This is a genomic window from Alcanivorax sp. UBA3183 (assembly GCF_002364155.1).
Classification (GTDB): domain Bacteria; phylum Pseudomonadota; class Gammaproteobacteria; order Pseudomonadales; family Alcanivoracaceae; genus Alcanivorax; species Alcanivorax jadensis.
Genome location: NZ_DEXN01000006.1, coordinates 184357 through 197064 on the forward strand (window position 1 = coordinate 184357; position 12708 = coordinate 197064).

The following is a 12708-nucleotide window of genomic DNA, read 5'->3' on the forward strand; positions in this document are numbered from 1 at the left end:
GGAAGGCCAGCTACCACGACTGCGCAACCCGCCATAACGGACTGGTCGATGCGATCCGCGCGGCTGAGTAAAGGCGCACTGATAACCGCCCGGGCGGCGTTTCTATCGGTGGCTGTAATCCTATTTTTTTGCACTGTGGCCCTACTGTGGATAGGACGGCAGGTTTGGAGAGCGATTCGTGCCCGAGACTGAACCCTCAAAACACAACCACAGTCCCGTGAGATTCAACAACGAGATAAGCGTGGGGAACCTTCTCACAGGGCTTGGAATGTTCATGGCCTTGGCCGCCGCCTGGTTCAACTTGGACAAGCGGGTAAGCGTCAACGAGGCCAACATGGTCCACCAGTCACAGCGCACAACAGAGTTACAGCGCCGCATCGATGACCGTCTGTTCCAGATTGACCGGAAGCTGGACGTGATTGTGGATCGGCAAATCGAGCAGCAAAGATAACCGGGCGGTGCCCGAAGTGAGCCGGCGGGGCCGGTATGGAGGTCATCGGTGATGGCCAGAAGGACAGGCTACAAACCAGAATACGCTGATCAGGTTGAAAAGCTCTGCAAGCTAGGCCTTACCGACAAGGAGCTGGGCGAGTTTTTCGAGGTGACAGAGCAAACCATCAACAACTGGAAAAAGAAGCATCCCGAATTCTTTGAGTCCATAAAAAAGGGCAAGACTTTGGCGGATGCCAATGTGGTGGAAAGCCTTTACCGCAGAGCCTGCGGCTACAGCCATGAGGCTGTGAAGATTATGCAGTACGAAGGTTCGCCGGTCGTTGAGCCTTACATAGAGCATTACCCGCCGGACACGACAGCCTGCCTGGCTTGGCTTCACAACAGGCAGCGCGATAAGTGGCAGCGCAACCCTGACCCTGCTGGTGGCGACGCGGATCTGCCGCCAACCAAGATTGTTTTCGAGGTTCAGGATGCCAGGACACGCAAAGGTGGTGAAAACGGGGCTTAATGTCCCGCAAAGCCAGTTCCTGAATCTGCCTCACAAGTACAGGGCCTATGTTGCCGGCTTTGGCTCAGGCAAAACCTGGGTGGGCTGCACCGGGATGCTGGCGCATTTCTACGAGCACCCGAAAATCAACCAGGGCTACTTTGCCCCGACCTATCCGCTGATACGGGATATTTTCTACCCGACTATCGGCGAGGTTGCCGAGACAATGGGCCTTCGGGTCAAGGTCAAGAAGGGCGACCACGAAGTAGAGGTTTACAGTGGCAGCCGGTACCGCGGATCTGTGATCTGCCGCTCTATTGATGACCCGGCCAACATTGTTGGCTTCAAGATCGGCCACGCCTTGGTCGATGAGCTGGACCTGCTTGCCGAGAAGAAGGCAGAGCAGGCCTGGCGAAAGATTATGGCTCGCATGCGCTACAAGGTGCATGGGGTAAAGAACGGCATTGATGTAACGACGACGCCGGAAGGCTTCAAGTTCGTCTATCGCCAGTTCGTCAGGTCGTTGCGTGACAGGCCGGAAATGGCCAAGCGCTACGGCATCATCCAGGCGTCCACGTTCGACAATGAAGCGAACCTGCCGGATGACTACATTGACGCCATGCTGGAGGCCTACACCCCGGAGCTGATCCGGGCTTACCTGAACGGCCAGTTTGTAAACCTGCTTTCGGGCACGGTTTACCACCAGTTCGACAAGACGCTGAATCACTGTTCTGACACCGTTCAGAGCGGTGAGCCGCTGTATATCGGCATGGACTTCAATGTGGGAAAGATGGCCGCTGTCACCCACGTACAGCGAAACAAGATGCCCCGGGCGGTGGATGAGATTCTGAATGGCTATGACACGCCGGACATGATTCAGAAGATCAAAGAGCGGTACTGGGAATACCGGGACGGCGAATACTGGAAGACATGCGAGATTCGCATTTACCCAGACGCCTCTGGCGATTCCAGAAAATCCGTTAACGCCAGCAAAACCGACATTGCAACGCTCAGGGATGCCGGTTTCTCGGTGCATGCGCCGAAGGCCAACCCCCCGGTTAAAGACCGCGTAAACGCCATGAACGCCATGTTTTGTAATGCGAAAGGCGAGCGCCGCTACCTTGTGAACACGGATAAATGCCCGGGTTATGCGGATAGCCTGGAGCAGCAGCCGTGGGCTGATAACGGCGAGCCTGACAAGAAAGGCGACCTTGACCACCCGAATGACGCGGGTGGCTACTTCATTCATCACAACTACCCGGTAATCAAGCCGGCAACAGCCACCAAGCTGAGAATGAATTACTAATGGCAAAAGACGTTACCTACACACGAGGCGATTACAACGCAGCGCTTCCCAGCTGGGAGTTGGTCGCGGACGTTGTTGCCGGAGAGGAAAAAGTCAAAGCCAAGGGAGAGTCGTATCTGCCCAACCCTTCAGCGGTGGAAGAAGACCCTGGCGAGAAGAAAGCCGTTTATGACCGCTACAAGCAACGGGCCAGCTTCTTCAACGTCACCGGGCACACCCTGCAGGGGCTTATCGGTGCGGTATTCCGTAAAGATCCGGAACTGAAATTGCCCGGCGCCCTTGAATACGTTGATTCAGACGTTGATGGCGCTGGCGTGAGCATTTACCAGCAAAGCCAGCGAGTGCTTGCTGATGTGATGCAGAAAGGTCGCGCCGGGCTGTTGGCTGACTACCCACAGACTGATGTGCCTGCCTCGCGTGCGGATCAGAACGCCGGGCTTGTTCGGGCCAATGTTGCTCTGTACGACGCTGAGCAGATTCGCAACTGGCGCACCACGAAGGTGGGCGGCGCTCATCTTCTGTCGCTTGTCGTGCTGCATGAAACAGCAGAGGAAGTGGCGGCGGACGGTTTCAGCGTGGATGAAATCGAACAGTACCGAGTGTTGCAGCTGGTTGAAGGCGTTTATCAGGTCACCGTCTGGCGCGGGAATGAAAAGGGCGCGGCGTGGGAGATTTACGAACAGTACACCCCGAAGCGTGGCAATGGTGCCCCATGGGATCGCATCCCGTTCACGTTTGTAGGTGCGCAAAACAACGATAGCGGCATCGATAAGGCGCCGCTTGTGGATCTGGCACGGCAGAACGTAAAACACTATCAGGTGGGCGCAGACTGGTATAACGCGCTCTTCTATGCCGGGCAGCCACAGCCGTGGATGTCAGGACTCACCCAGCAATGGGTGGAAATGCTGGAAAAGAAGGGTGTCCTGGTTGGATCACGAGCGCCCATCATGCTGCCTGAGGGTGGCGCTTTCGGCATTGAAACGGTAACCGCTGACATTGCGATTCAGACTGAGCTGGACAAGATTGAAGCCCGCATGGTCGCGCTTGGCGCAAAGCTGATGCAGGTCGGCAGCGCAATCAAGACGGCCACCGAGGTTAACAGTGATGATGCCGCACAGCATTCGGCCTTATCTCTGGCTTCCGCCAATGTTTCTGAGGCCTATACAAAGTGCCTTGGATGGTGCGCCGAATTCATGGGCGCGTCCGGTGACGTTTCCTATCTGCTCAATCAGGATCTGGTGGAGCACAAGCTGGACGCCCAACTGCTGCGCGAGATTGTGGCGGCATGGATGAGCGGCGCAGTTCCTGAGACTGATGTATGGGCCTGGATGCGCCGCACTGGCCTGATTGACTCAGAAAAGACCGATGAAGAAGTGCGCGAGGAAGTAAGCGAAAGCGGCACCGGCCTTGCCCTGGATGACGCTGATGGCGGTACCTGAAGCCCTCGTTGATTCCACGGTAAGGCATGCAGTTTATCTGGAGCGCCTGAAGTCCGGCGAGGCCAACCAGATGGTGAACTTCCTTCAGGAAGTTGACCGGGAAATCCGCAAGAAGCTGCTATTTCGCTCTGAGTTGGCCGCTTACAAGCGGGACAAGCTGAGCCGACTGCTAAAAGAGATCGACAGCCTGCTGACCGGCCTCTATGCCAAGCAAACAGCTGGCTTGCTGGGCAGCCTGAAGGAGCTGGCCGAATACGAAGCGGGCTTTGAGGCTCGGAACCTAAATTCTGTGGTCAGCGCGGCCTCGTTTGCGGTGCCGGCGATCACTACGGTCTGGTCAGCGGCCACCTTGGACCCTATGAGCGTCCGTGGCAGCCAGGGCGGCAAACTGCTCGATCCATTCATTAAGGATTGGGCCCGAAGCGAAGTTGAGGCGGTCAAGAATCGCATCAGGCAAGGCGCTTTCGAGGGCCAGACCAATGCCGAGATTGTCCGCTCGATTCGCGGCACAAAAGCATTGCGCTACAAAGACGGCCTGCTGGACACCACCCGGCGCCATGCCGAGGCCATTGTGCGGACTGCCGTGCAGCATGTGGCTAGCACTGCCAGAAAGCAGACGTGGGACAGCAATGCCGACCTGGTAACAGGCTATCGGTGGGTTTCTACGCTGGACAGTCGCACCACAACACAGTGTCGAAGCCTTGATGGGCAGACGTTTGAGGTGGGCGACGGACCAATGCCGCCGCTGCATATCGGCTGCCGCTCTACCACAGTGGCTGAGCTGGATGACGGGCTGGACTTCCTGGACAAGGATGCCACCCGCTCCAGCGTAAACGGTTATGTAGACGCCGACCTGACGTATTACCAGTGGCTGAAACGACAGCCGGCCGCCTTCCAGGATTCAGCAATAGGGCCAACGCGGGGCAAGTTGCTTCGCAATGGCGGCATCAATGCAGAGCGTTTCGCGCAGCTGCAGCTAGATCGAAATTTCCAACCCCTAACCCTTAACGAAATGCGGGCGCTTGAGCCGCAGGCATTCGAGCGGGCGGGGGTTTAACCCAGTGGGTAAACCAAGAGGTCAGTGACCAATGCTTATCAACAAGATCCCCCAAATTAAACGTGAAGGCGCCGGTGGCGAAGGCGGTGACGGTGGCGGCGGCAGCCTGACCCCGGAGCAAATCACCGAAATTCAGGCCGAGAACGCCCGCCTGAAAGAGCACCAGGAAAAACTGCTGGGCGAAACAAAAACCGCCAAGCAGGAGCGACAGGAAGCCGCCAAGCGCATGAAGGAGCTGGAGGATCAGCTGGCATCTATCAATGACGACAAAAGCCGCAAGGCCGGCGACGTGGATGCACTGGAAAAGAGCTGGCAGGAAAAGCTGTCAAAGCGTGAAACCGAATTGAAAGGCGAGGTCGAACAGCATCAGGCCTGGCTCAAGGAGCAAATGGTCACGGGTGTGGCGTCCGGCATTGCTGCCGAGATTGCAGTGCAGGGCAGCGCAAAGGCGCTCCAGCCGCACCTGACCAGCCGCTTGTCCATGGAGGTTCGCGACGGCAAGCCGACCACCGTAGTGCTGGATGCCGAGGGCAAACCCAGCGCGATGACCGTGGACGAACTGAAAGCAGAATTCAGCAACGATCCGGCCTTTGCGCCGCTGATTGTTGCTTCCAAGGCCTCTGGTGGCGGTGCCAGCGGGGGCGGTAATGGCGGCGGTGCCGCAACAAAAGGCAGCTTGGGCGGTGATCGTTCCGAGCGTACAGCCGCAATCAAAAACCGTTTCCCTGAACTGAATAATTGAGGTAACAAATCATGGCACTTTCCGATATGCAGGTGTTTAACCAGTACATCATGCCGGCAACCATCGAGACGCTGGCCCAGATGGTGGAAAAATTTAACGCCGCAAGCCGCAACTCCATCCGCCTGACCACTGAAGGCTTCGATGGTGACTTCCTGCAAGAATCCTTCTTCGCAGCCATCCACAGTGCTCAGCGTCGGGTTGACCGCTACGCTGCCAATGGCTCCGCGTCCGCCACTGACCTGACCCAGCTGAAGCACAGCTCCGTGAAGGTTGCCGGTGGTTTCGGCCCGATCCTGTTTGAGCCGGGCCAGCTGACCTGGTTGCGCAAGCCGACCGCAGAGGGCATTGAGGTGGCTAGCCGTAACTTTGCGGAAGCGCTCATGTCCGACCAGCTGAACACGGCCATTGCGGCACTGGTTGCTGCCATCGAGAACAACAGCGATGCCACCAACGATGTGTCCGGCTCTGCTGGCCTGGATTACGGCGCATTGAACTCAGCACATGCGAAGTTTGGCGACCACAGCGGCAACATCATCACCAACGTGATGACCGGCGCCGTGTATCACAAGCTGATTGGCCAGAACCTGACCAACACCCCGCAGTTGTTCCAAGCTCAGAACGTCCAGGTTGTGGATATTCTGGGTAAGGCGGTGATTGTCACCGATGCACCGGCATTGTCCGAAGCGGGCACCCCGGACCTTCAGAAGGTGCTGGGCCTGGTTGAGTCAGCGGCCATCGTGCATGACGGGGGCGATGTGATCAGCAACATCGAAACCAGCAACGGCAAAGACCGCATCGAGACCACCATGCAGGTGGATTACACCTTCGGCCTTGGCCTGAAAGGTTACACCTGGGATGAAGCGAACGGCGGCAAGTCCCCCACCGACGCAGAGCTGGCGACTGGCACCAACTGGGACCAAGTGGCCACTTCTGTGAAACACACTGCAGGCGTTATCGCTGTTGGCGACGCTGCTCAGTAAGGAGTAATGACCCATGGCGAATAAAGCGCCTGTTTGGTATCTGCCCGGCCCCTTCACTCGCTATAACGAGGATGTGAAGGCGCTGGCCCAGAAGTCCGGCGTCCGTATTGTGGATGCCCGTTTTGTGCCCGAGAATGGTCGCAAAGATGCAGCCCCCGAAAAGGATCTGCCGAAGGTGACCGAGAAGGGCAAGAAAGCACCAGCCAAGAAAGCACCAGCTGACAAAGCTGGCGAGTGAACAAGGGGGCATTTGCCCCCTTTTCATTTACCCAATTTGAGGCATTCTGGTAAGCCGGAATGCAGGAGCAGGCATGGCCCTTATCATCGAGGACGGCACAGGCAAGGCTGACGCTGAAAGCTACGCCACGGCAGCTGATTTTGCTGATTACGGCACCCGCTACGGTGTGACCGTGCCTGAAACTGAGGCGGAGCAGGAAGCCTTGCTGCGCCAGGCTGCCGTCCAGATGAACGTGATGAAGTGGAAGGGCCACCGGGCGAACGCTGGCCAGGCGCTGGCGTGGCCTCGCTCCAACGTGTGGGTTGATGGGCGGCTGATCGCCAACAACTACATCCCCGCACGGATCCAGTATGGCCAGATGGCCTTGGCTGCTGAGATATTCAACGACCAGACAAACCCGCCAGACCAGCGCCAAGGTCCGGTCACAAAAGAGAAGGTAGACGTTCTGGAAGTGGAGTATGGCCAAATCGAGAACACCGGCAAGCTGATGTGGGCGGCCCCTGAGCGGCCCAGCCGTGCGCAGTTTGCTGATTTCTTGGTAACCCGTGGGCTGTTGGCTGTCCGGGCATGAGTGCCTTTTACGACAGACAGGCGGCCACAGCGCAGCGGCTTCTGGCGCAGTTCGGCCAGCCGGTGACTATTACCCGCGTAACGGGCGGCACAGAAGATCCGCTCACTGGTGATGTGACCGGGCAGGCACCGGAAAGCTTCACCCCGAACGGCGTGCTGCTGAACTACTCAGCCAAAGAGGCCGGTGATTCCCGTGCCGCCGGTAACGAGATCCGCACCAGCGACCGCAAGTTGCTGCTGGCGCCGTTTGACGTTGACCCTGTTGTAACGGATTCGGTCACCGTCGATGGCAGCGAGTGGACGATCATCCGGATCAAGACCCTACGCCCTGCTGGGCAAACTCTTCTCCATGAGATTCAGGTGCGAAAATGAGCTTTACCTCGGACGTTCGGTCATTCTCTCAGAAGGCCGGGCGCTCGATGGAAAAGACTGCCCGTGGCGTTGAGCTGAGGCTGTTTCGTGCCGTCATCATGGACACCCCGGTGCTTGATGGCCGACTGCGCGGTGATTGGCAAACCACAACAGGCTCCCCCGCATCGGCAGAGAATGGCCGCACCGACAAGGATGGCAGTGCCACCACCGCCGAAATGGAAGCCATTGTGCGGGCCATTCAGGGCGGCAGTGTCACCATGCTCAGCAATAACATGCCCTACGCCTATCGCGTTGAGTTTGATGGCTGGTCCCACACCAAGGCCCCGGAGGGCATGCTGCGCCGCAACGTGGCCCGGTTTAAGCGCCTGTTTGAAGAAGAAGCCCGGAAGAACCGCGTATGAGATTCCTCGATATTCGCAACGCTCTGGTTCAGTCGTGGATCAGCGGCGATTTTGGGCTGCCCTGGGCAAAGCCCGGCAAAGACTTTGACCCTGAGACGGGCACGCCTTGGGCGCGGGTTCATGTGCTGCCGGCACAGCCGGGCGTAGCTACGCTGGGCGATACCGGCCAAGACCGTCACGATGGCGTCTTCCAGATTGACCTGAATTGGCCACTGAACACCGGCGACAGCCCGCTATTGGCAAAGGCCGATCAAGTGGCCGCCCGGTTCAAGGCTGGCGCCCGTTTCGAGGCTCCACCACAAACAGAAACGCTGGACCTGGATTTCATCGACCAGGAGTACGGCGTTTACGTCCCGCTCTGCGTTCTGATTCGCTCTTGCGGCATCAGCCCGATGCGCCGGGTGGATAACTGGAGCCGCGTTTCGATAACGATTTATTACAGCGCCTGGATCAACCGGGCGTTTGCCTAAACCCCACGGCCCGCCACTGAGCGGGCTTTTTTATGGAGCCGACACCGTGAGCTACACCATTGATAAGTCGCTGAAATGCCTTCAGGAGAAGGTCCAGAGGGCTATCCAGGAATTTCATGAAGAGTCTGGCCATATGTATTCGGTTGGCGTGGATGTGAACAACATGCAGGTAAATACAATTGGCGAGCGAGTCAGCAAGTACACCAGCATCGTCTCTGTTTCTGCAGAAATTCAAACCAGTTAAAGCCGCTGCGCTCTACCGTCGTGAGACGTGGGGGCGCGGTGCATTGATTTGGTCGAGCCGGTGAGACGCGCACCGGGGGAAGCCTTGCGGACTGGGGTGAGAAAGAGACCAGCGCCATCCAGCTAGCTACTGGGACCAAAGATCCCCGACACCTGGGGCAGAAAAGCGCCTGATCAGCGCGAAGTATCGAGTGGTGTGACTTCCCGGGGGAGAGAACCCGGGAACATTTCCCTGGGCCCGCAATCGCGGGCTTTTTTATTGGCCGTCGTGAGACGCCCAAACGCCCACGTCGTGAGACGCGGCTTTCCCTTTGATGGAGGTTCCCTATGGGCTGCCCTGCAAATGGCTCTCGCCACTCTATGGCCCTGGTGGCCGAATCTGTTGCCGGTACCACACCGGCAACTCCCGTTTTTACGCCCATCCGGCAGACCGGCACCACGCTGGCTCTGACCAAGGAGACCATCCAGTCTCAGGAACTGCGCCCTGATCGGCAGATCGCTGACATGCGCCATGGCAACAAGCAGGTCGGTGGCGACATCAACTGTGAGCTCTCCTACGGCGGCGCCTTCGACACCATGCTGGAGGCGGTGCTTTGCGGCACGTGGGAGGTAGACACCCCTACTGCAGGCACCGATGAGCTGAAAGCTGGCGTTGTCCGCCGGCCATTCACCATCGAGCGCCACTTTGCCGATATTGGCCAGTACCTGCGCTACAAGGGCTGCGAATTCAACACCTGGAACCTGACGGTATCGCCGAACGCGATTATCACCAGCAACTTCGGGCTGATTGGTCGCTCCATGGATGCTCCGGCCCAGACCGCTATCGCCGGTGCCACTTATGACCCGGGGACCACATCCAGCCCGTTTGACAGTTTCTCCGGAACCATCGAGGAGGGCGGTTCGGCCATCGCCATCATCACCGAACTGTCTCTGACCCTGGAAAACGGCCTGAAAGCTCTGTTTACAGTCGGTTCTGACACTGCCGCCTGCCTGAGCATTGCCCAGTCCAACCTTTCCGGCTCCGTCACTGCCTGGTTCGAATCCGAGGCGCTCTACGAGAAGTTCCTCAACGAGACTGAATCCAGCCTGGAATTCACCCTGAGTGATGGCACCAACGCCTACGCTTTCACACTGCCGCGCATCAAGTACAACAGCGGGCAGCCGGACGTGAGCGGCGAAGGCGAGGTGACCATTTCTCTGGACATCATGGCCCTCTTTGATGAAACCGAAGAGAGCCAAATCGTAATCACCAAAGGTGCCGCGTAATGGTAGGGATGGATGCGTTTTTCACCCGGGATAAGGCGAACGAGGGCATCAAGGTGCCCTTGCGCACCCCGGAAGGGGAAAAGACCGAACACTATCTGGTGATCCGGTCTCAATGGTCGGACAGCTTCCAGAAAGCCAAGGCCGAGGCCTATCGGGCCGATCTGGCAGCTATTGCCGGCCAGGGCGAGGTGAAAGCAGAGGATCGCACAGTGATCCTGACCGCCGCCCTGGTGGGTGACTGGTCCTTTGAAGAGGAGTGCACCCCCGAAAACGTCCAGAAGCTTCTGCGTGAGGCGCCCCAGCTGCGGGACATGATCGACCGCTACGCCTCCAACGATGCCCGTTTTTTCACGAAACCGTCCAGCGACTCTACGACTGGGCGGAAGGGCAAATAGACCTCGATTTACCCGACGCCAAGACCGGTACCAGCCAGCGCCAGCGACTGGAACAGGTCTGGAAGCAAACCGGCAAGAAACCCAAGAGCCTGAAGATTGAGTCGCCCCCGGAAGGTATGGAGTACCTCTGGGGGTGGTTCTGTCAGCTGGGCGATTGCACCTACACCGAGATCCATCACTGGGCAGCACTGAAGCAAATCCATCTTCTCCCCTGGGAGGTGGACGTGTTGCGCCGTCTGGATCAAATCAGAGCGAAGGCGTGGCATGACCGAAACGGCAAGACTGGTACTGGCGGTTGATAGCTCTGACCTTGACCGGGGGGAGCGCAGCCTCAAGAAATTTGATGCGGCCGCAGGAAAGACTGAGCGCGAGACAAAGCAGCTTACCCGGGCTACAGATCAGCTGGGCGGGGCCTATCGTGGGCTTCGCACCGTGTTGGCCACAGTCGGCGCCGGCCTGCTTGTCCGTGAGCTGGTGCAGGCGTCCGACACCTATACCGAGTTGCGCAGCCAAATAAGGCTTGTCACGGATAGCCAGGAAGAGCTGAACGCGGTATTTGCTGAAAGCTACAAGCTGGCGAATGACACCCGGGGGAGTCTCGAGGGAACGGTTCAGTTGTACTCGAAGTTGGCCCGGTCTACGGAAGAGCTTGACCTGGCCAATGAAGAGCTATTCACCATCACCAAGGCGGTGAACCAGTCATTTGTCGTGTCGGGCGCTTCCGCTCAAGAGGCTGAGGGCGCAATCCGTCAGCTTGCCCAAGGTATGGCCTCTGGCACCCTGCGGGGCGACGAGCTGAACTCCGTGATGGAGAACAGCCCTCGGTTGGCACGGGCCATTGCTGAAGGTCTGGGTGTCACCATTGGCGAACTTCGGCAGTTGGGCGCCGATGGCAAGATTACCGCTGAAGCCATCACCACCGCCTTGCTGTCCACCGCAGACAGCATTGACCGCGAATTCCAGCAAATGCCCCGCACCGTGGGCCAATCCCTGCAGCAGCTTCGCAATGACCTGCTTGTCACCTTCGGCCAGACCGATACCAGCGAGTTTGTCTCCGCCATTGATGACCTTCGCAGCATCGTTACTGACCCCGGATTCCAGCAAAGCATGGTTACCCTGGGAACATCGGTGGCCCAGCTTGCAGGTTTCTTGGCGGAGGCCACCGCCGAAGGGGTCAAGTTTACCAAGTGGGCAGCCGAGGAGCTTGCAGCGCGGTATAACGGGGTTGGCGGCGATGACATTATCCGCTTGGAAGAGCAGGCCCAGCAGATCAGGGATCAGCTGGATGGAGACCTGTTTGCCTCACTGGACCGGCTGCGCCTCTTCGGCCCTGACGGAGTCGTGGAGTGGTGGAGCGAGGACGAACTCAGGGCGGCCCTTGCCGGTATTGAGCAGCAGATTGCTGATGCCCGTGAAAGGCAGCAGAACAATCCCCTTATCGGCTCAGGGGGTGATTCTTCCCCTGATCAGTCCTCTTCCAGCCCCCCCCCGGCCTTGGGGGCCGGCAAAGGCGGTTCCGACGCCATCCAGAAGCGCATCGAGGCCCTGCGACTGGAGGCCGAAACCCTTGGCATGACCGCCTCAGAAGCGGATTTGTACAGGCTGAAAAATGAGGGTGCCACCCAGTCACAATTGAATGCTGCTCAAGCTTTATATGCTCAGATTGATGCACATGAGGCATTGACTGAACAGCAGAAGCTTGCCCGGCAAGAATCTGACCAGTTACAGGCATCCTTGGGAGAAGTGCAGGAGCGATATGCAACCGAGCGCACTCTGCTTGAAGAGGACCTGTTAGCTCGGCGTGAGATTATTCTCGAATCTCTTGAACAGAAGAAAATTGATGAGGATGAGGCAAATCAGCTGATGCTGGCCTCAAATCAAGAGTATTACGACGAACTGCAGTCACTGAGGGATCGTGATGTAAAAAGAGAGCAGGCTGCAAACGCAATGATTGGGTCAGCGCGATACGCAGCACTCCAGCAAGGGCTTGGATTTCTGAGCGTTTTCGCTAGAGAAAACAAGGCTGTAGCGCTCGTTGTTCTTGGTGTACAGAAAGGGCTCTCTGCTGCTGCTGCATGGGTTAACACACTAACGGCTGCAACCAGAGCCGTAGCTGAGCTGGGGCCAATTGCCGGCCCTCCTGCTGCTGCAAAAATAATGACATGGGGGAAAATTCAGGTTGGTTTAATTGCCGCAACTGGTTTGGCTGAAGCTGCTGTTGGTGGCGGCGGGGCGGGCCCGGGTGTCTCTGGCGGCGGGGGCGGTGGCGGCCTTGGCGGGGGCTCTTTC

Annotated in this window: 17 protein-coding genes; all 17 read left to right on the forward strand. The window is 58.1% G+C overall.

What is annotated here, in order from left to right; all coding sequences use genetic code 11:
* Window positions 1–274: 274 nt before the first annotated feature.
* Entirely contained in the window at window positions 275–451 is a 177-nt protein-coding gene (locus tag B3Q33_RS02235; RefSeq protein WP_273009360.1) for a hypothetical protein, read from the forward strand.
* Between the two features lie 51 nt (window positions 452–502).
* A complete protein-coding gene (locus B3Q33_RS02240; protein ID WP_272962013.1) occupies window positions 503–961 on the forward strand; it encodes a hypothetical protein in 459 nt (152 codons plus the stop codon).
* Window positions 876–2246, forward strand: coding sequence for a phage terminase large subunit (locus tag B3Q33_RS02245; protein ID WP_286826711.1), 1371 nt, complete (start codon window positions 876–878; stop codon window positions 2244–2246). The genes B3Q33_RS02240 and B3Q33_RS02245 overlap by 86 nt, the downstream gene beginning before the upstream one ends.
* A complete protein-coding gene (locus B3Q33_RS02250) occupies window positions 2246–3685 on the forward strand; it encodes a DUF4055 domain-containing protein (RefSeq protein ID WP_273009363.1) in 1440 nt (479 codons plus the stop codon). Before B3Q33_RS02245 ends, B3Q33_RS02250 begins: the two co-directional genes overlap by 1 nt.
* Window positions 3672–4742: a minor capsid protein gene (locus B3Q33_RS02255; protein WP_273009365.1), complete on the forward strand. Its 1071-nt coding sequence runs from the start codon at window positions 3672–3674 to the stop codon at window positions 4740–4742. The genes B3Q33_RS02250 and B3Q33_RS02255 overlap by 14 nt, the downstream gene beginning before the upstream one ends.
* A gap of 31 nt (window positions 4743–4773) precedes the next feature.
* The gene (locus B3Q33_RS02260; RefSeq protein WP_272974804.1) at window positions 4774–5484 is read left to right on the forward strand and encodes a hypothetical protein; all 711 of its coding nucleotides are present in this window, start codon (window positions 4774–4776) and stop codon (window positions 5482–5484) included.
* Window positions 5485–5495: 11 nt separating this feature from the next.
* Window positions 5496–6464 (forward strand): major capsid protein, encoded by a 969-nt coding sequence (locus B3Q33_RS02265; protein ID WP_272974803.1) that lies wholly within the window; start codon window positions 5496–5498, stop codon window positions 6462–6464.
* A 13-nt stretch (window positions 6465–6477) separates the two neighbouring features.
* Window positions 6478–6702, forward strand: coding sequence for a hypothetical protein (locus B3Q33_RS02270; protein ID WP_273009367.1), 225 nt, complete (start codon window positions 6478–6480; stop codon window positions 6700–6702).
* A 73-nt stretch (window positions 6703–6775) separates the two neighbouring features.
* Window positions 6776–7273: a DnaT-like ssDNA-binding protein gene (locus B3Q33_RS02275; RefSeq protein ID WP_273009369.1), complete on the forward strand. Its 498-nt coding sequence runs from the start codon at window positions 6776–6778 to the stop codon at window positions 7271–7273.
* The gene (locus tag B3Q33_RS02280; protein WP_273009371.1) at window positions 7270–7644 is read left to right on the forward strand and encodes a hypothetical protein; all 375 of its coding nucleotides are present in this window, start codon (window positions 7270–7272) and stop codon (window positions 7642–7644) included. The genes B3Q33_RS02275 and B3Q33_RS02280 overlap by 4 nt, the downstream gene beginning before the upstream one ends.
* A gap of 47 nt (window positions 7645–7691) precedes the next feature.
* Window positions 7692–8045 (forward strand): hypothetical protein, encoded by a 354-nt coding sequence (locus B3Q33_RS02285; RefSeq protein WP_273009373.1) that lies wholly within the window; start codon window positions 7692–7694, stop codon window positions 8043–8045.
* On the forward strand, window positions 8042–8515 hold the full coding sequence (locus tag B3Q33_RS02290) for a phage tail terminator-like protein (protein WP_272974799.1): 474 nt from the start codon (window positions 8042–8044) through the stop codon (window positions 8513–8515). The genes B3Q33_RS02285 and B3Q33_RS02290 overlap by 4 nt, the downstream gene beginning before the upstream one ends.
* Window positions 8516–8561: 46 nt before the next feature.
* The gene (locus tag B3Q33_RS02295) at window positions 8562–8759 is read left to right on the forward strand and encodes a hypothetical protein (RefSeq protein ID WP_272974798.1); all 198 of its coding nucleotides are present in this window, start codon (window positions 8562–8564) and stop codon (window positions 8757–8759) included.
* Between the two features lie 326 nt (window positions 8760–9085).
* Window positions 9086–10024, forward strand: a complete 939-nt coding sequence (locus B3Q33_RS02300; protein ID WP_273009375.1) for a phage tail tube protein — start codon at window positions 9086–9088, stop codon at window positions 10022–10024.
* A complete protein-coding gene (locus B3Q33_RS02305) occupies window positions 10024–10419 on the forward strand; it encodes a hypothetical protein (RefSeq protein WP_272974796.1) in 396 nt (131 codons plus the stop codon). Before B3Q33_RS02300 ends, B3Q33_RS02305 begins: the two co-directional genes overlap by 1 nt.
* 47 nt (window positions 10420–10466) lie before the next feature.
* Window positions 10467–10718 (forward strand): phage tail assembly chaperone, encoded by a 252-nt coding sequence (locus B3Q33_RS16625; protein ID WP_421710899.1) that lies wholly within the window; start codon window positions 10467–10469, stop codon window positions 10716–10718.
* A partial coding sequence (locus tag B3Q33_RS02310; RefSeq protein WP_286826717.1) for a tape measure protein occupies window positions 10684–12708 on the forward strand: 2025 nt, incomplete at its 3' end. The genes B3Q33_RS16625 and B3Q33_RS02310, both read left to right, overlap by 35 nt.